Origin of the sequence: Meishania litoralis (genome assembly GCF_042611095.1) — a bacterium.
Classification (GTDB): domain Bacteria; phylum Bacteroidota; class Bacteroidia; order Flavobacteriales; family Flavobacteriaceae; genus Meishania; species Meishania litoralis.
In genome coordinates this window covers 100,904-119,905 of the sequence record NZ_JBHFPV010000005.1, presented here as the reverse complement: position 1 = coordinate 119,905, position 19,002 = coordinate 100,904, and the positions used below count along the sequence as shown (strand labels likewise).

Sequence of the window (19,002 nt, the reverse complement as noted above, 5' to 3'; positions counted from 1 at the left end):
ATTAAAAATATATGAATACGAATTGCCAACTTGATCGGTAAAATCTCTGATTATTGAAGTATTATCACACTTAACGGCGGAATGGTCACCACAACGGAATTTTTTCTACCATGCCATGGTGTTCTTGTGGTCTTGATTTGACTATTGACAACACCGCTTCCCCCATATTTCTGGTCATCGCTATTGAATATTTCATTGTATTTCGTTGTCTTAGGAACCCCAATACGATAGTCTTCACGTGGAACGGGGGTGAAATTGCAGGCTATCACTAGGTCATTCTTTTTATCATGCCCCTTTCGTAAGTAGGTCAGCACCGAATTTTCGTAATCACCATAATCTATCCATTCAAAACCTTCAGAACTGAATTGTTTTTCGTACAGTGCGGGCGAGGTCTTATATAGCGTATTAAGGTCTTTCACCAATTCTTGTACCCCAGAGTGAAAATCGTATTGCGTGAGGTGCCAGTCGAGACTTTGTTGAAAATTCCATTCGGATGATTGGCCGAATTCGGCACCCATAAACATCAAATTGGTGCCGGGGTGTGTAAACATGTAACCGAAAAGCAGTCTCAAGTTCGCAAAACGCTGCCATTCATCACCAGGCATTCGGTACAATAAAGACTGTTTGCCATATACGACCTCATCGTGCGAAAACGGAAGCATAAAGTTTTCTGTAAAAGCATAGGTCATACTAAAGGTTATATCGTTCTGATGGTGTTTTCTGTATATAGGCTCTTTCTTGAAATATTCAAGGGTATCGTGCATCCATCCCATCATCCACTTCATGCCAAAACCGAGCCCTCCCAGAAAGACCGGTCTCGATACCCCCGCGAATGCGGTCGATTCTTCTGCAATGGTCTGAACACCTTCAAAACTCTTGTATACCTCTTCGTTAAGTTCCCTAATGAAAGATATGGCTTCCAGATTTTCGTTGTTACCGTACATGTTCGGTTCCCACTCACCTTCTTCCCTTGAGTAATCAAGATAGAGCATCGATGCGACGGCATCGACCCTTAGACCGTCAACATGAAATTGGTCGAGCCAAAAAAGGGCATTGCTTATCAAAAAGGCCCTTACCTCGTTTCGTCCATAATTGAAAATCAAGCTTTTCCAATCGGGATGATACCCTCTTCTGCGATCGGGATGTTCGTATAGGTGCGACCCATCGAAGTAACCCAACCCATGGGCATCTTCGGGAAAATGCGAGGGTACCCAATCTAAAATAACACCAATATCGTTTTGATGAAACCTATCGACCAATAATTTAAAGTCTTCGGGCTTGCCGAAGCGCGATGTCGGTGCAAAATAACCTGTGAGCTGATAGCCCCATGAGGGATCGTACGGATACTCCATTATCGGCATGAACTCAACATGGGTATATCCCATTTGCTTGACATATTTCACAAGATCATCGGCTAGTTCATGATATGACAAGAACGCGTTGCCCGCTTTTCTCTTCCAGGAGCCAAGATGGACTTCGTAAACCGAATATGGTCGATCCAAACCGTTTTTATCCTTGCGATGGCCCATCCATTTTTTATCCTTCCAATTATAATCGGATTGCCATACTATTGAAGCCGTGTTCGGTGGATTTTCACATAGACGGGCGAATGGATCTGCTTTTTCGGTAACAACATCATTGTTGTTCGACCTTATTTTAAACTTGTATCGCGTTCCTTGATCAAGGCCGGGAATAAAACCTTCCCAGATTCCGCTTGAGTCCCAACGCACATTGAGCCGGTGATCGCCTTCCAACCAATAATTGAAATCCCCCACTACAGAAACGGATTTGGCCGATGGGGCCCAAACGGCAAAATAGACACCTTTTTTTCCACCGACCTCAATGATATGCGACCCTAGTTTCTCATACAATCGATAGTGCTTGCCAGATTTGAAAAGATCAATATCGAAATCGGTAAACAAACTGTGCGCTATAACTTTGCTCATATACTTATTTTGTATCGTTAATAATGCCTAAAATACCTTCTAATGGAATGACCGCCCACCGCGGCCTTGAGTTCATTTCATAACCCAGTTCGTAGACCGCTTTTTCAAGCAAACTATATTTTAAGATGAAGATCCGTTCTTGATGGTAACCTATGTTCAAATTGTTTTCTTGGATCAAACCGACATAGGTATCCAAAAATACCCCTATGAAGAACCGATATAATGTTTCGCCCGCCTTGAATAGTTCTTCTTGTGAATACGGGTACTTTTCACCATTGTTGAAAATGTTGGCGTAGATAGCATAATGGAACGACCGAAAGATACCTGCGACATCTTTCAACGGCGGGTGCTTTACCTTTCGATCTCGAATGGTACTTTCGGGCTCCCCTTCAAAATCCAACAAATAAAAATCTTCATTGTTTACCAAGATCTGGCCCAAATGATAATCACCATGTACCCTAATGCGCTCGCCCTTTAATTTCGTCCAATCAAAATGTACGAAACGGCGGCGGATCTCGTTCTTCCGTTCCAAAAATTCCTTTACCAATTCGGCCGCCCTGCCTTCTAACTTATGAAGGTTGTTCTCGACACTGTTCAATCGATTCTGAAATTGGTAAAGTAATCGGTTTTTTAACCAAACCTCATAATCACTGTTGAAGTGTGTTGGGGTAAAAGCGGTATCCTCAAATTCTGAACCGAGCGCTATGTGCATTTCGGCCGTACGTCTGGCCATGCCCTGTAATCGCAAGAAAATACTGAGCCCGGCCCAATCTATTATTTCGGGCGGTACATCCTTTATTTGCAGCCCTTTGAACATTTCGATGGATGGCAAGCGCGAAACATCGATTCGCTTGTATTCAAGATTGGCAAATACCTTATGTACCTCTTTTAACATAAACTCCCAAGCATCGCCCTGATTGGGCACCAATTCTTGTAAAAGGGCTATCGTGATATTGTCATTGTCTTTATCGATAAAACTAATGCTTCCCAAATAGGCCGGCGTATTTTTGAATCCTTTCTTTTCAGAAAGAAATTGGCTCATCTCAAAATCGGGATTCTTGTCGGCATATATTCTTCTAAAAAATTTGATTACTGAGTTATCGTTGATAATGACAGAGGTATTGCTCTGTTCCAACCCCATGAACTTCGAAGACCTGTATTCGGTCTCCTTGAACAATTCGCTCTTATGGTATCGCACAGGGGTTCTATCGTTTGACAGCGAGGTCATAATACGTTCAAAAACCAATTTTCGAAAGGCTTCCAGGTTGATTGCGTCGATTATAAAACCTGTTTGGTCTTTTATGGTGAGGGGCAGAATTCTATCCTCTTTGGCAAAACTCTCGTCCGAAACAAAGGCAATGGGCAAAAAATAGTGTTGGTAAAAGGCTTCTTCGAAATTTATCTCCAGCAACAAACCATAGTAGACCTCATCATGCTGCTGTATCCTAAAATATTGATGAAGTTCTATGTATTTAAGTTTGCTGGATTTTCCTCCGTACCATCGTTGTCGCAAGATGTATTCTGAAAGTATATCCGACAGAAAAGCTTTTATAAAAGGTTTATGGTCGAGCAGGCTCTCCCATTCCACGTCGAACACATAGGGCGGCTGCAATAGGCTTTCTTGCTTTTTTTTGACCATAATAATTCTATTTTTTTATATGGAACAAATGAAAAGGAAGCGCGGGGTGCAGTTCAACAAAATTCCATTCAGCGCTCCAAATGTAACTATTGTTGGTAATCGTGTCATGTACCTCAATAGATCGACCGTGCTCCAAGCCCATTTCGTTCAGCGGAAGTTGCACCATGCCCCTTTGCGAATAATGGTTGTCTAAACTAACAATGATCAGGGTCTCATCTGTTTTATCGTCGCTCCATTTATAGAACGCTATTAATCTGTCGTTTTCAATCGTGCAAAAACGAATGTTGTTGGTTTGCTGCAATGACCTATGATTTTTCCGGGCGGCGTTCAGTTTCGTGATCACGTGCGTCAATTTGTTTTCCACGGTCCAATCCCAATGACGGATTTCGTATTTCTCAGAGTTCAGATACTCTTCTTTTCCGGGCAGGGCATCACTGACCATATATTCGAATACGGGGCCGTACAACCCTATATTTCCGCAAAGGGTCGCGGCAAGTGCATAGCGTAAAATATGCATGGCCTCATTGGCCCCTTGCAAATGATAAGGGTTGATATCGGGTGTATTGGGCCAAAAATTAGGTCGGTAATACTCGCGCATTTCACTTTGTGTCAGCTCGGTCATATAATCGATAAGCTCATGTTTCATGACCCGCCAGGTAAAATAGGTATATGACTGTGAAAAACCCTGTTTGGCCAATTGTTGCATAACCTTGGGGCGTGAAAAAGCCTCGGCCAAAAAGAGTACGTCAGGATGTTTCTTTTTTACCTCAGAGATCAACCAATTCCAAAAATAATACGGTTTTGTATGCGGATTGTCTACCCTAAAAATACTTACACCGCAGCTGACCCAATGTAAGGTAACGTTCAAAAGTTCCTCCCAAAGTGGCTTATATGCATCGGATTCAAAATGGAAGTTGACTATGTCCTGATACTTTTTCGGGGGGTTCTCGGCGTATTGTATGGTGCCGTCAGGTCTTTTCCGAAACCATTCGGGATGTTCCGTAATATACGGGTGATCTGGTGCAGCTTGAAAAGCTAGATCCATTGCGACCTCGATTCCTTCGGCTTTTGCTTTCTTCACCAATTGTTTAAAGTCTTTTTCCGTACCTAGTTCAGGATGGATAGACTTATGTCCGCCTAGTTTGGAACCTATCGCCCATGGCACGCCCGAATCACCTTCTTCGGCATGGGTCGTATTGTTCTTGCCCTTTCTGTTTTTCTCTCCGATTGGATGGATGGGCGGAAAATATAGGGTATCAAACCCCATTCGTGCAATTCTTGGCAATAGGCGTTCACAATCCTTGAAAGTTCCATGTTTATTAGGTTCAGGGGATGATGAACGCGGAAAAAATTCGTACCATGTACTAAAATTCGCTTTTTTTCGGTCTACATACACCTCAAGGGTCTTACTGACGTTCGCCAAAAACCTTTGCGGATATTCAGTAAACAGGTGATGTAGATCATCGGAAGTTGCCATCGCAATCGCCTCTTCATATTTTGAATCATCCTGAAAAATAGCCGGCCATTCTTTGATTCGCTCCTTGGTTTTGGCCGGCACTTTCTTGGTCAAAAAATTTAGGTACTGAACGCCATCCAACAACTCGCTCTTGACATGTTGGCCATCTTTTAGCTTGGCTTTTATGCCGTGCTGCCAATTCAGGGCATTGTCGACCCAACCTTGTATTCTATAATGATAAAACCCTTGTTTTGTGACATGAAAAGACGCGGTATGGGCATCGTTGCCCTCGTGCAACATTCGAACACTTTCAAATACCTTTTCATCTTCATGCCTGAAAAGCACCTCACATTGTATGATATCATGACCATCACCCAATACATCGGCGTTCACCGTAACTTTTTCACCTACCGTACGTTTGATAAAAAAAGTACCACATTCGATTTGGGGCCTAATATTTTCAATAACAACGCGTTGTTGTCTTAGCATGGTTTACGGTTTGATGGTTTTGTTAAAAATAGGGAAATAATATCAAACAAATTCAAAGGTCCTATGATAATTCGAATATCGATAAACTACAACGTTTGCGCCGTTCGTTTGTTTTTTGGAACGCTTTTTGAATGAACCAAAACCAAGACACTGACATCACCATTATTTCATTTACTTAAACTTTAGAATTATGAAAAAAATCACAGTAGTATTCGCAGCATTTATGGCCTTATTTTTTATGGCATGTGAGGGCCCTCAGGGGCCTCCGGGGTTTGATGGGCTTGACGGTCTTGATGGAAGGGACGGCCTTGATGGCCTTGATGCCGAATTGAGCAAAGTCATGGACATCGAAGGTGACTTTACCTTAGACAACGATTACTCGATTTTCTTTGAGTTTCCACAAAACATTGAGGTATTCGAGACCGACATTGTATTGGTCTATATCTTATGGGACCAGACCGAAGACGGCAATGGCGATCCCGTAGATATCTGGAGGTTATTGCCCCAGACCCGAATATTGGATCAAGGTCTGTTGCAATACAACTACGACCATACTTTTTTCGATGTTAGTATTTTTCTGGAATCAGACTTTGATCTGGGCACTTTGCAGGCGGGCGATACAGATAATCAAATTTTTCGCATTGCCGTGATACCGGCCGAAACCCTATCTAGTTCGAAAATCGACAAGTCGAACATCGAAGGTATTATGGGCATGTTGAACATCAAGGAAAATGATGTTCAAAAATTCAGCTTGAACTAAACTTTCCAAATATTAGGCAAAAGCCCCCTCAAATCACTTATTCGAGGGGGCTTTCTTATTTCAAAGGATAATTACTAATGCGTTTTAAAATTTAATCATTACATCATAAATTTGAAAGGAACAACAACTGTTCACGACGAATCGGATAAAACAATAAAAATGGATATGAATAAAATTCTGTGGATAACCTTAGCCTTGGTCTTGACAAGTTGCAACGGCCTTTCACAAGAGAAAAAATCGACCGTAGCCTCCGAAGCTTCAGAAAACGAAACTTTTAAGGTAAGCAAGACCGAAGCCGAATGGAAGCAAGAGTTGACCGATATGCAGTTTTACATTCTAAGAAAGGCTGGCACCGAAAATCCGGGAAGTAGTGAACTCCTTGGCAATAAGGCCAAAGGTGTATATGTTTGTGCAGGTTGCGGCACCGAACTTTTCAAAAGTGAGCACAAGTTCGATTCAGGTACCGGGTGGCCCAGTTTTGACCGAGAGATCTCTGGCAATGTTGCCTATGATGTAGATTACAAGATCGGATATAAACGTACAGAAGAGCATTGCGCCGTTTGTGGCGGCCACCTTGGCCATGTCTTTGATGACGGTCCGCGGCAAACAACCGGCAAAAGACATTGTATCAATGGTGCCGCGCTGAAATTTGTTCCAGCGATGTAAACGGTTTAAGTAATTAACTATTGATTCCAATTCCGTGAAAACGGGGTTGGAATTTGTTTTTTTGGTACTGTCGGCCACCGGGATATTATTTTGCTTTTGTACTTTTGCACCGCTTCAGATATCTATCGGGAGTAAAATTGAAAAACTAGCGTTATGAGCAAATTTGATGTAATTGTTTTGGGCAGTGGCCCAGGGGGGTATGTTACTGCCATCAGGGCCTCGCAATTGGGATTTAAGACCGCGATCGTAGAGAAAGAAAACCTTGGCGGGGTCTGTTTGAATTGGGGGTGTATACCTACAAAAGCATTGCTCAAATCGGCACAGGTATTCGAATACCTTCAACATGCAGGCGACTACGGCCTAAAAGCTGAGGGCGTTGACAAAGATTTCGGGGCCGTAATCAAAAGAAGTAGAGGCGTGGCCGATGGTATGAGCAAAGGCGTTCAATTTCTCATGAAAAAGAACAAGATCGAAGTTATAAATGGATTTGGAACCCTAAAACCAGGAAAGAAACTATCGGTCAAAGATAAAGATGGAAAAGAAACCGAATATAGTGCCGACCACATAATCATTGCAACTGGTGCGCGAAGCCGTGAATTGCCAAGTTTGCCCCAAGATGGCAAAAAGATAATCGGATACCGCGAAGCTATGACATTGGATGAACAACCCAAGAAAATGGTAGTTGTGGGCAGTGGTGCGATCGGTATCGAATTTGCCTATTTCTACAATTCGATGGGTACCGAGGTAACGGTGGTCGAATATCTTCCGAATATTGTGCCTGTTGAAGATGAAGATGTTTCAAAACAATTGGAGCGCAGCTTTAAAAAAGCAGGTGTAAAAATTATGACCTCTTCAGAGGTTACAAAAGTAGACACCTCTGGTGAAGGCGTCAAAGCCACGGTCAAAACCTCCAAGGGCGAAGAAGTATTGGAAGCCGATATCCTTCTTTCTGCCGTCGGTATTAAATCGAATATCGAGAACATAGGACTTGAGAATGTTGGCATTACCACCGATAGGGATAAGATTTTGGTCAATGATTTCTATCAGACCAATATACCCGGCTATTACGCCATTGGCGATGTAACTCCCGGCCAGGCCTTGGCTCATGTAGCCTCTGCCGAGGGTATTCTTTGTGTTGAAAAAATTGCCGGAATGCACGTAGAGGCACTTGATTACGGCAATATTCCTGGATGCACCTATTGTATGCCTGAAATTGCATCGGTGGGGCTAACCGAAAAACAGGCCAAGGAAAAAGGTTTTGACATCAAAGTTGGCAAGTTTCCGTTTTCGGCAAGTGGCAAGGCAAAGGCATCGGGCAATTCAGACGGTTTCGTAAAAGTAATCTTCGATGCCAAATACGGCGAGTGGTTAGGTTGCCATATGATCGGCGCTGGAGTTACGGATATGATCGCCGAAGCGGTCGTAGCTCGCAAATTGGAAACAACGGGGCATGAGGTTCTAAAGGCCGTACACCCCCACCCTACTATGAGCGAAGCGGTCATGGAAGCGGTGGCTGCCGCGTACGATGAAGTCATTCATCTATAAAATCAGGTCGACCCTGCCTTTGCCGGTAGTTAGGCGCCGCAAGTGAGATAATTGGCACTCAGCCTTACAACACACGCACAAGAGATAAAAATATGCTAACATCTTTCAGAATTACAGCAGTGCTTGAAGGAATTTCTTATCTCGCTCTTTTCGCGGTGAGCATGCCCTTGAAGTATCTTGCCGAAATTCCCGAACCTAACAAATATATAGGCTACGCACACGGATTTCTGTTCATTGCCTATATCATTTTGGCTATTGTGTTTTGGATGGAAAAAAAATGGAATATCAAAAGACTGGCCGTTTTGATTATTGCGTCGTTGTTACCCTTTGGCACTTTCTACGTGGACAGAAGATATCTTGAACCACTCAAATCATAAATGCCAGAATCGTATCCCTGTATATTTTGAATTTGTTGATTAGCGTATACAACACAAATCAAAATACCTACCTCGTACTTTGATGATTGTATAATATAAAGGAAGGAAACCTGAAGACCTACCCCTAAGAATATCCATCAAAAAAATGAATATCCTGCAATAATGGAGAATGCCTTATAGGTCGATTTCGAGGTTTGCCAATGTTTAGTTACATCTCGATTCGAATAGAATCTAATCTCAATACTGATCTTATCATTTGATTTGTAACCAAGACCTAAGGCCAAATTTGGACTGTACCTCATGTCTACATCAGATACCGTATCATAATCAAAAAAAGAGTTTTTTGATGGAAAATCCAGAACAAAAGAACCGTTTAAAAATAGTTTGGATCCTTTGCTCAAAAACATGTAGTGCCTTATTCCAATTGGCAATTCCATGGATTTATAATTGGCCTTAACATAATATCTTTCCAATTGTTTCTCCGCTTCATAGTATTGGTAGGTTGGCTCAAGTATTATTGCCCATTTGCCACCGTTGAAAGGCATGACATACTCGGCCTCTAAGCCAATTCTCATTCCCGTTTTAGCATCGAATTGGGCATCCCTATTATTATTGACACCATTATCAAGAGTGAGTGCAGCGGTCTTAATGCCAGGTCTTATAGTCAGGTGAAAATTGTTATTTGATTGTTTTTCATTATAGTTCGTGAATACCGCTTTCTTGCACTCATTGAATTTTACAAAAGTTCTCACCAACTCGTTCTTGCTGTAATTGAGCAATTTTATGTCGCTCATTTGAATGGCCGAACATTTTAAGTCTTCCCAAAGCTGGTTTTTATATTTGTTATTTTCTTTGATCTTATAATCGGTAGATTTGTAAGATTTATATACTAACTGCTCGATCTCTGATTGGCCTACTGTATAGAAAAATCGGCGTAAATTTCCATCATCGAACATGTATAAACTTGCTTCACCTTCGACCAATACCCTTAAAAAAAGTTCTTCTTCGGTATACTTCGCTCTTCGTTCAGTATCCATATTGCTCAAAAGAGAACCTGACCGATCTATGTCTACAACAAACCGATTGTATTTTACCTTGTTGTAAATACCCAATTCTTTTACATAATGAAGGGTTTTTTCAAGAACTTCGCCGTCTTCCGTTAATTTGTACTCAAAGACTTTAGGGTTATTCTTCCATCCCAAATTTCGTATCAGACATTCTGTCTTTCTATCTAAGTTATCTATAAAATATCCTTTCTCATAAGAAATCTGTGAATGGCCAAATACACCGAAAATAAAGAGAAAAGTGAAGAGTAAAAATCCTTTCATAAGTCAAGCACCGATTTAAATCGTTCAATTTAGAACAAGAATTTTAGCGATTTATTGTTTGATATTATTTGTAGTACTATTCCATGGCCGTATCATTACAATAAACAGCTCACCAAGCCATATGAATACCTTCTTTTTCCCGAACATCATTAATTAGGGAGGAAATAATTTGTGTTTCAAAATAGAATCGGCATCAACCTATCGCATTTTATCATCCGTTATTTTTCAAGAAACTAATAATGGCCAAGTCATAACTCTGGAGTCCGAAACCGAGAATAACGCCTTTGGCGCCTGAAGAAATATAAGAGACATGGCGAAAGTCTTCGCGTTTGTGCGTATTCGAGATGTGTACCTCGACCACTGGGGTCTCAACGGCCTTTACCGCATCGCCTATGCCGATAGAGGTGTGGGTATACGAAGCTGCGTTGAGAACGATACCATCATATGAAAACCCCACTTCTTGGATCTTATCGATGATCTCACCTTCAATGTTCGATTGGTAATATTCCAAATGAACATCGGCAAATCTTAGCTTTAATTTTGAGAAATAGTCTTCAAATGTTTGGTTGCCGTAAACATCGGGCTCCCGTTTTCCTAGTAAGTTGAGGTTGGGCCCATTGATAATCATCAGTTTCATGGCATAAATGTAGCGAATAGTTGTCCATTGAACAACGAACATGTATCAAACAATGGTTTTGCTTGAAAAGGTATTTGAAAATCAAAAACTATCTAAAGTGCCTTGCGGATAAAAAGGTATATACAAAACCCATGGTTACAGTTGACCAGGTTTCATTGTCAAGCTGTATTACACTGTATGAAAAGTTAATTTCAGATTGCGCCCCTGTCTGAAAACCGATTTGGGGTCGAAGGTACAATCCACCGTCATTACCAGAGCTGAGGCCAAATGCCTGGCCAATATCGCCTCCGAACGAAAATGAACGCATGGGCCAGATACGTACCGAGGCCGCTACCGGAGCAAATTGTATACTGGGTGATTTCGTTGATATAATCTCATCTTTGAACTGTTCACCGAAGCCATGTACAATTCCGGCCTTGATACCGAGGTCGAATATCTTGTTGGGAGCCCACATATAGCCTACATCGGCACCTATTACAAGGCCTACCCTGTCATTAAATTCCCCTATTGGAATTCCACCATGAGCACCGATCTTGAAGCCTTCTTGTGCGGAAATTCCGGTGACAATGAAAGCGAAAATTAGAATTACTATTTTTTGACGCATTAGGGTCGGTTTTGGTTTGATGCCAACGAAACTAAATCCTTCGTCAAAAAATTCATCATTTTTGTTGCAAAAAGGCCAAAATAAGTTGTGGAAACCCGAATATGTGCTTTTTGAATCTCAAATATTTCATCGTAAACCCTAAAAATGGTTCACGACTCATTTAAGTGGGCCTGTAATTTTCAAAAGTTCAGAAAAAATAAGAAGCTCCGATCTGGGCCGCAATATTATACGTATCCAAATTTTCGAATACCTTGATAAACCCAGTATTGAATCGAAGTTGAAGGTAAATATTGCTATCTAAGCGATATCCGCCACCGATTCCCAATCCGACGTCGATCGTTTTCGCATCTATATTAAAATCATCGTAATTACCGCCCAACAAGACCCCTAGTTGCGGGCCTAGTTCAACCGCAATCTCATCAGTGATGTGATACTTGCCCATCACCGGAATATTGACATAAAACAGATTCAAGTTATCGCCGATACCCCTTGTTCCCTGTAGCGTAAGCAAAAGTTCTGGATCTAGATAAATATCTTCGGCAATCGGAATCTCGGCAATACCACCCACTTGAAAACCGATATGCGGAGTATTATCTACGATACCATCGCCACGAAGATCAGAAACCACCAGGCCTGCCTTGGCTCCGAACAAAATGTCTCCCGATCCATTACCTACCAAAGATGTGCCTTTGATCACGGTCTGCGCACTCAGGGTTGAAATCGTCAAGACCAAGAAAAAAACGAAGGAAAAAAATGCTCTGTTCATCAGTTCAAGATTTAGATTAAGTGCGAAAATTTCTTCATATACAAAGATACAAAGACCAGCTGCTCAACAGTCAATAATTTGCAATTAATCGTTCAAAGGAAACTGGTCGCGACACTCGAAAATAAAAGAGCGGAAGACTATCTTCCGCTCCACTATATACCTGCATATCCAGACTTTTAGAGAAAATATATGGCCGATATCTGAAAGACCCGGTTCTTTGAACTTATATCTTTTACTGCGTTCACAATACCCGCGTTGAACCTGAGCTGAAAATAGAAATTATCATCAAGACGATAACCTGCTCCAACACCAAGGCCAATATCCATTCCATTCGATTCTTGATCTATTCCAGGGGTGCCGGCAAAGCTGTTGCCTTCTAGGTTATCAGATAACATAAAGCCCAGTTGTGGACCGGCCTCGATATAAATCTCATCGAAAACGTTCAACTTGACCATTACCGGTAAGTTCAAATACCATAGGTTCAGGTCGTCTTGAAAATAACCACCGCTGCCCTGTAATGAAATCAAAGCTTCGGGCTGCACATAAAGTGCTTTGGAAACTGGTATTTCAAGGGCGGCACCCAAATGGAACCCCGGTTTTATGTCATAGCTATATATGGCATCGCCTCCCAACTTGGCCGCATTAAAACCGGCCTTCGCCCCAAAACGAACAAAATCTTGGGCAACGCCAATTGTGGTAAAAGAAAGTACAAAAATTAGAAAGTAGTAACGTCTATTTTTCATTTTAGTAGTGTTTAGGTTTGTTCCGATTACAAACTAAAATACATAATAATCTGAACTAAAGCCTAAATGAATTAGAATTTATGGGCTTGGAAGATATGAAAAGTGGTTGGTCAAAAGGCTATTGCCCTTTATCGGTTCTTTTTTAGTGAACCGGCGAACACTATATTTACATCATGAATTGGACCAAGGCCATAGAAGATTATCGGCACTACCTGAGAATAGAACGCGGCCTGTCACAGAATTCAATTGCGAACTATGTGCTGGATATCGAAAAACTTGTTCTTTTTTTAGAGGATAATAAAATCGTCGACAACCCTTTCAACATCTCAAAAGTGGTTATTCAGCAATTCATCTATGAGGTGGCCAAGACTTTGAATCCCAGGTCCCAGGCACGCATAATTTCGGGTCTCAAAAGCTTTTTCAACTACCTTGTTTTTGAGGATTATAGAGATGACAACCCCATGGACCTTATCGATTCGCCAAAAATCGGGCGCAAACTACCTGATACCTTATCGGAAACCGAGATCAATGAACTAATCGGTGCCATCGACCTTTCAAAACCCGAAGGCGAGCGCAACCGTGCTATCTTGGAAACCCTTTATGGCTGTGGGCTACGGGTTTCTGAATTGACAGGTCTGCGAATATCCGATCTTTACTTTGACGAAGATTTCATAAAGGTAACCGGCAAGGGCGACAAACAGCGGTTCGTACCTATTAGCTCGATCAACAAAAAATATATCGATATCTATCGAAAAGAAATCAGGATCCATATAAAAGTACAGAAAGGTTTTGAGGATATTCTTTTCTTGAACCGAAGGGGCAAAAAACTGACCAGGGCCATGATTTTTACCATTATCAAAGAACTAAGCAAGACGATCGGATTGAAGAAAACCATTAGTCCACATACCTTTCGACACTCGTTTGCAACGCATTTACTGGAGAACGGCGCAGACCTTCGGGCCATTCAACAAATGTTGGGCCACGAAAGCATTACTACTACAGAAATCTATATGCATGTCGACCGCAAGCATTTGACCGAAGTAATGCATAAATATCATCCGAGGAATTGATTTAGAATAGCCTTTGCCTAATCCTTAAAGGCCGAATAATCTTTTTTATAGGGGCGAATGATCAAACGCGCCTCACGGTCAAAGCGTACATAATTGTAGACCCAGTTGATAAAGACCACCATTCTGTTTCTAAACCCGATCAGAAAAAAAAGATGGACGAACATCCATACAAACCATGCAAAAACACCTTGAAACCTAAAATTGGGCAAATCGACCACGGCCTTGTTACGGCCAATGGTCGCCATACTGCCCTTATCTTTGTAGACAAAGGGCTTCAAAGGTTTTCCGTTAATGAGGCGTACCAAATTGTCTCCAAGGTTTCTGCCCTGTTGAATGGCAGGTTGTGCCATCATGGGATGACCGCAAGGATTTTCTTCGGTAACGATGCTTGCCACATCGCCCACGGCAAAAATCTCAGGGTGCCCTTCAACCTGATTGAACTGGTTGACTTTTAGCCTATTGCCACGTACAACAATATCCTTCGCATCTAGCCCATTGATCAAAGCGCCCTTGACCCCGGCCGCCCAAATAAGTGTCGCCGTTTCAAAGGTCAGTCCGTCGGTCATTGTAGTCACTGTCTTGCCATCGTAGCCGGTCACCCGGGTATCCTTCCAAATTTGCACGCCCAGTTTTTCCAAAAAATCTTCCGATTTTCGCGAAGCTTGTTCACTCATTTCCTTCAAGACGCGGTCACTAGCCTGAACAAGGTTGATCTGTACCCTTCGGGTATCAAGATCGGGGTAATCCTTTGGCAGAATACCTTTTTTTATCTCGGCCAGGGCACCGGCCAATTCGACACCGGTCGGTCCTCCCCCAACGATTACGAAATTCATCAAGGCATCACGTTCGTGCATCTCATCGGTTAAAAGGGCCTGCTCAAAATTCTCAAGGATAAGACTGCGCAAGTCCAACGATTGTGGTATGGTCTTCATGGCCATACTATTTTTCTCCATATCGGCATTTCCGAAAAAATTGGTTTCCGATCCCGTGGCCAAAACTAAGTAATCATAGTTCAGATCGCCAATGTCGGTCACCAGCATTTTCTTATCTGAAACTATCTGGGTCACATTGGCCAACCTAAAGTAAAAATTCGGAAAATCTTTTAGCACCTTTCTAATCGGATAGGCAATGGAATCAGGCTCAAGTCCGCCAGTGGAAACCTGATACAGTAGGGGCTGAAAATTATGGTAGTTATGCTTATCGAGAAGTACGACTTGAACTTCTTTTCCACTTAACTTTTTGGCGAGGGAAATACCTGCGAACCCACCACCGATTATCACGATTCGAGGGTAGTTTGACTTTGGAATGTTCATAGTTAAGATTCTCATGCAAAACTAAACAAACCTTTGTAATCTAGAGGAAAGAATAACCGTTTGATTATATTTAGGGATTGATTATTAAAACCATGATAAAATGAAAATTAAACTACTGGCGTTTAGCATATTATTTAGCGTAGTACAATATGCCCTTGCACAAAAAAAAGCAGATGATATTATAAAAAACCTCGACCATAAATCTGAAACTTATGGCGATATAGCACAGGAGATTTGGAATTTGGCCGAAATGGGTTATCAAGAGGAAAAAAGTAGTGCATTATTGCAAAAAACCTTATCAGATGAAGGGTTTTCCATTAAAAATGGAGTAGCAGGAATACCGACCGCCTTTATCGCCGAATTCGGCTCTGGTTCCCCTGTAATCGGCATTATGGGCGAGTACGATGCTCTTCCGGGACTTTCTCAAGAGGCCGTTGCGGAAAAGAAATCGGCCGGAAAGGCCGCCGGCCATGCCTGTGGCCATCATTTGTTCGGCACGGCCTCTACCGCTGCCGCAATCGCCACCAAAGATTGGATGGTCGCCAATAAGTCCAAGGGTACGATCCGTTTTTATGGCACACCGGCCGAAGAAGGTGGTTCGGGCAAAGTCTATATGGTACGTGAGGGGCTTTTCGACGATGTCGATATTGCGTTGCACTGGCATCCAGGTTCGCAGAACACGGCAAGTGCCGGGGCCGCTTTGGCCAATAAATCGGCCAAATTTCGCTTTCATGGTGTTTCGGCACATGCCGCCGGTGCTCCGGAAAGGGGGCGTTCCGCACTGGACGGTGTTGAAGCGATGAATGTTATGGTCAATATGATGCGCGAACACATTCCTCAAGAAGCAAGAATCCACTACGTTATTACAGATGGCGGAAAGGCCCCTAACGTTGTTCCTGATTTTGCCGAGGTCTACTACTATGCCCGTCATGGAAAACGAGATGTTGTCATCGATATTTTTGACCGGATCATCAAAGCTGCTGAAGGTGCGGCTTTGGGTACGGGAACAACCATGGACTTCGAAATGATAGGCGGCACACATGAATTGTTGCCCAACCTGACCTTGCAAAAATTGATGCACGATAACCTTTCCAAAATAGGCGGTATTGAATATTCGCCCGAAGAAAAAGAATTTGCCGATAAAATCGCAAAAAGCCTCGGTCAGAAAGGGGTCGATCTTGAAACTGCAAAGAACGTTCAACCGTATAAAACGGAAGCTAGGGCCTATGGGTCTACCGATGTCGGCGATGTTAGCTTTACCGTTCCGACCGTAGGTATGGGTACGGCCACTTGGGTGCCCGGTACGCCGGCTCATAGTTGGCAGGCGGTCGCCGCGGGTGGCACATCGATCGGTAAAAAAGGAATGATGGTCGCTGCAAAGACCCTCACCCTGACCGCCATAGACCTTTTCAAAAATCCAGAACTCGTAAGTAAGGCAAAAGCCGAGTTTATAGAGGCCAGGGGAGCCGATTTTGAGTACATTCCGTTATTGGGCGACAGGGCACCCGCTCTGGATTATAGGAAATAAATCAGGAGCCCTTGAACACAGGCATGAAATTCAAATTCGTTCTTAGAAGGTTTTGAACTTTTTGCCGTTGTTCACGGGCTCTTTTCTTTTAAATAGGTTCTTTGCGTAACAAATAGAAAGAAAACGCTACTAACCTGTAACAACAACCTACCGATCACAATTTGAACAAAGAACTCGAAAACAGATTTGTTACCGAGCTTGAGAACAATCAGAATATTGTTCATAAGGTCTGTACGCTCTATACGAACGACCGTGACTCGCACAACGATCTGTTTCAAGAGATTACGATACAACTGTGGAAGGCGTACCCCAAGTTTCGGGGCGATTCGAAGTTTAGCACCTGGATGTACCGTGTGGCCTTGAATACGGCCATTACCATGTATCGAAAATCAAAGAAAAGGGTTCAGACGCAAGACTATGAATCGGTGATATTCAAAATCAAGGCCGACGAATATGATGAAGCCGAAGAACAACAGCTAAAACTGATGTACAATGCCATAAAGCAATTGGGCGATATCGACAAAGCTCTTGTTTTTCTTTATTTGGAGGATAAGGACTATTCTGAAATATCGGAAACCTTGGGTATTACCGAAGTCAATGCAAGGGTCAAGATGAACCGTATCAAAAATAAATTAAGAACCATATTGAATCCGTAGGGTTATGATGGACGAACTGGAGTTACTGAAAAAAGATTGGCAGAAAAAGGAAGCATATCTTCCAAAGTTGTCGCACGCGGAAATTCATAAAATGATCTGGAAGAAATCTTCCTCTATCGTTAAATGGATATTGATCATTAGCATATTAGAATTTCTACTCCCCCACCTTCTCTATTTGCTGCCTTCGGCAAAAACGAGTTGGGCCATCTATGAAAGTCTTGGAATGAGCAACTATATTATCGGGTTGACGGTTGTTCAATATGTTATCGTTTTCTATTTTATCGCCCAGTTTTATAAGAGATATAAGGAAATATCCGTATTGGAAGATGCCAAAAAGTTGATGCGGAAGATTATAAAGACCAGGGCTTCGGTCAAATATTATATAATTTTCTCCCTATCGTTACTGTTTTTTGCCTTTGTATCGGCTGCATTTGCCATATATATTAGTGAAGACCTTAGTGTTTTGTTCGATTCTATGCATACCGAAGTTCCTCAAAATGTCTCCCCAGAAAGGTTGAAAAGATCATTTATCTGGAGCGTTTTGATACTAGGGTTTTGTTTCACGGCCTTCATCGGCGGAATTTACTTTTTGCTTTATGGTAGACTTTTGCGAAAACTTAAGAAAAATTATAACGAACTCGAGCAAATAGAAGTCTAGACCTTCTTTCGATTGCGATATCTTCTGAGTTCGTTCTCTTGCTCATACGCCAAAAGTTCTTCTTCTGAAATTACCTTAAGAAATGAAGGATGCTGTTCAATGGCGTATTCAAGTTTTTCGATAATCGATTCGTTCGACTCGTTTTCATAATCGATGTTCAAGGGTTCTTTTATTACCATCGACTGAAGAATACCTTTTTTCTTGATACGCAGTCCCTTTTTGTCGAACGAACGTCGAAAACCGTCAATTACCACCGGTACCACGACAGGTTTGTATTTTTTTATTATATGGGCCGTACCTTTTCTTAAAGGCTTCCAAGGTGTGGTCGTGCCCTGCGGAAAAGTAATGACCCACCCATCGTTCAAGGCCCGCCCGATATTCGAAATATCGCTCATCTTTACTTGACGATTGACCTCTTTTCCGTCGGCCCGCCATGTTCGTTCGACCGAGATCGCCCCCGCATAGGCGAAAACCTTGGTTAGAAAATTTTTCTTCATCGTCTCGGCAGCGGCCACATAGTAAACGTTCAATTTTGGTTTCCACAGGTAGCCAACGTTCTTGATCGAGTCATCGCGACCGCTAAGGCTTGCATTGAACACATGGAACATTGCCACCACATCGGCAAAATAAGTCTGGTGGTTGCTCACAAATAGTACGTTTCTATCGGGTATGTTCCTTAAAATATCAGATCCCTCGATTTCTAAAGAGTTAAAGCCATTATACCGTTGATGGGTAATCAGCCCCATGATACGGATGAGCCATTTCTTGAGGAATAAAATATGTCCGAACGGATTTTCCTTAAACAATGCCATAGGGTGCTA

18 protein-coding genes are annotated in these 19,002 nt (G+C 42.3%); 8 read left to right on the top strand and 10 right to left on the bottom strand.

Translation table 11 applies throughout. The features are described 5' to 3' along the window. Positions 1–50: 50 nt before the first annotated feature. From glgB to ACEZ3G_RS15695, 3 genes are read right to left on the bottom strand one after another with little or no spacing between them, the layout of a single operon-like run. Positions 51–1,946, bottom strand: coding sequence for a 1,4-alpha-glucan branching protein GlgB (gene glgB, locus ACEZ3G_RS15705; RefSeq protein ID WP_432426467.1), 1,896 nt, complete (start codon positions 1,944–1,946; stop codon positions 51–53). Between the two features lie 4 nt (positions 1,947–1,950). Continuing rightward, positions 1,951–3,585 carry a maltokinase N-terminal cap-like domain-containing protein gene (locus ACEZ3G_RS15700; RefSeq protein WP_432426466.1) on the bottom strand — a complete coding sequence of 545 codons (1,635 nt, stop codon included), beginning with the start codon at positions 3,583–3,585 and terminating at the stop codon, positions 1,951–1,953. 7 nt (positions 3,586–3,592) lie between these two features. Next, entirely contained in the window at positions 3,593–5,530 is a 1,938-nt protein-coding gene (locus ACEZ3G_RS15695; protein ID WP_432426465.1) for an alpha-1,4-glucan--maltose-1-phosphate maltosyltransferase, read from the bottom strand. 190 nt (positions 5,531–5,720) lie between these two features. Between ACEZ3G_RS15695 and ACEZ3G_RS15690 the strand changes: the two genes are divergently transcribed. The 4 genes from ACEZ3G_RS15690 (at position 5,721) to ACEZ3G_RS15675 (ending at position 8,878) form a co-directional block, all read left to right on the top strand. Further along, the gene (locus ACEZ3G_RS15690; protein ID WP_432426464.1) at positions 5,721–6,290 is read left to right on the top strand and encodes a collagen-like protein; all 570 of its coding nucleotides are present in this window, start codon (positions 5,721–5,723) and stop codon (positions 6,288–6,290) included. A 165-nt stretch (positions 6,291–6,455) separates the two neighbouring features. Then, entirely contained in the window at positions 6,456–6,956 is a 501-nt protein-coding gene (gene msrB, locus ACEZ3G_RS15685) for a peptide-methionine (R)-S-oxide reductase MsrB (RefSeq protein WP_432426478.1), read from the top strand. A 153-nt stretch (positions 6,957–7,109) separates the two neighbouring features. Beyond that, positions 7,110–8,501 carry a dihydrolipoyl dehydrogenase gene (gene lpdA, locus ACEZ3G_RS15680; protein WP_432426463.1) on the top strand — a complete coding sequence of 464 codons (1,392 nt, stop codon included), beginning with the start codon at positions 7,110–7,112 and terminating at the stop codon, positions 8,499–8,501. A 92-nt stretch (positions 8,502–8,593) separates the two neighbouring features. Next, entirely contained in the window at positions 8,594–8,878 is a 285-nt protein-coding gene (locus ACEZ3G_RS15675) for a DUF3817 domain-containing protein (RefSeq protein WP_432426462.1), read from the top strand. A gap of 137 nt (positions 8,879–9,015) precedes the next feature. On the opposite strand, the gene ACEZ3G_RS15670 is transcribed toward ACEZ3G_RS15675, so the two are convergent. The 5 genes from ACEZ3G_RS15670 to ACEZ3G_RS15650 form a co-directional block, all read right to left on the bottom strand. After that, on the bottom strand, positions 9,016–10,206 hold the full coding sequence (locus ACEZ3G_RS15670; protein WP_432426461.1) for a tRNA modification GTPase: 1,191 nt from the start codon (positions 10,204–10,206) through the stop codon (positions 9,016–9,018). Positions 10,207–10,417: 211 nt separating this feature from the next. Continuing rightward, positions 10,418–10,843 (bottom strand): type II 3-dehydroquinate dehydratase, encoded by a 426-nt coding sequence (gene aroQ, locus ACEZ3G_RS15665; protein WP_432426477.1) that lies wholly within the window; start codon positions 10,841–10,843, stop codon positions 10,418–10,420. Positions 10,844–10,931: 88 nt separating this feature from the next. Then, positions 10,932–11,447, bottom strand: coding sequence for a hypothetical protein (locus tag ACEZ3G_RS15660; protein WP_432426460.1), 516 nt, complete (start codon positions 11,445–11,447; stop codon positions 10,932–10,934). Positions 11,448–11,634: 187 nt separating this feature from the next. Beyond that, complete coding sequence (locus ACEZ3G_RS15655) at positions 11,635–12,213, bottom strand: porin family protein (protein ID WP_432426459.1); 579 nt, start codon at positions 12,211–12,213, stop codon at positions 11,635–11,637. A gap of 176 nt (positions 12,214–12,389) precedes the next feature. Continuing rightward, positions 12,390–12,956 carry a porin family protein gene (locus tag ACEZ3G_RS15650; RefSeq protein WP_432426458.1) on the bottom strand — a complete coding sequence of 189 codons (567 nt, stop codon included), beginning with the start codon at positions 12,954–12,956 and terminating at the stop codon, positions 12,390–12,392. 173 nt (positions 12,957–13,129) lie between these two features. On the opposite strand from ACEZ3G_RS15650, the gene xerD reads away from it, so the two are divergent. Continuing rightward, entirely contained in the window at positions 13,130–14,026 is an 897-nt protein-coding gene (gene xerD / locus ACEZ3G_RS15645) for a site-specific tyrosine recombinase XerD (protein ID WP_432426457.1), read from the top strand. Positions 14,027–14,043: 17 nt separating this feature from the next. Here xerD and ACEZ3G_RS15640 read toward each other — a convergent pair whose 3' ends face one another. Beyond that, the gene (locus ACEZ3G_RS15640) at positions 14,044–15,339 is read right to left on the bottom strand and encodes an NAD(P)/FAD-dependent oxidoreductase (protein WP_432426456.1); all 1,296 of its coding nucleotides are present in this window, start codon (positions 15,337–15,339) and stop codon (positions 14,044–14,046) included. Positions 15,340–15,439: 100 nt separating this feature from the next. Here ACEZ3G_RS15640 and ACEZ3G_RS15635 point away from each other — a divergent pair, with 100 nt between their 5' ends. From ACEZ3G_RS15635 to ACEZ3G_RS15625, 3 genes are all read left to right on the top strand, one after another. Next, a complete protein-coding gene (locus ACEZ3G_RS15635; protein ID WP_432426455.1) occupies positions 15,440–16,867 on the top strand; it encodes an amidohydrolase in 1,428 nt (475 codons plus the stop codon). 161 nt (positions 16,868–17,028) lie between these two features. Continuing rightward, the gene (locus ACEZ3G_RS15630; RefSeq protein ID WP_432426454.1) at positions 17,029–17,523 is read left to right on the top strand and encodes an RNA polymerase sigma factor; all 495 of its coding nucleotides are present in this window, start codon (positions 17,029–17,031) and stop codon (positions 17,521–17,523) included. 4 nt (positions 17,524–17,527) lie between these two features. Then, positions 17,528–18,181: a hypothetical protein gene (locus ACEZ3G_RS15625; protein ID WP_432426453.1), complete on the top strand. Its 654-nt coding sequence runs from the start codon at positions 17,528–17,530 to the stop codon at positions 18,179–18,181. Here the strand turns inward: ACEZ3G_RS15625 and ACEZ3G_RS15620 are convergent. Continuing rightward, positions 18,178–18,993, bottom strand: coding sequence for a lysophospholipid acyltransferase family protein (locus tag ACEZ3G_RS15620; RefSeq protein ID WP_432426452.1), 816 nt, complete (start codon positions 18,991–18,993; stop codon positions 18,178–18,180). The genes ACEZ3G_RS15625 and ACEZ3G_RS15620 overlap by 4 nt on opposite strands. Positions 18,994–19,002 lie beyond the last annotated feature (9 nt).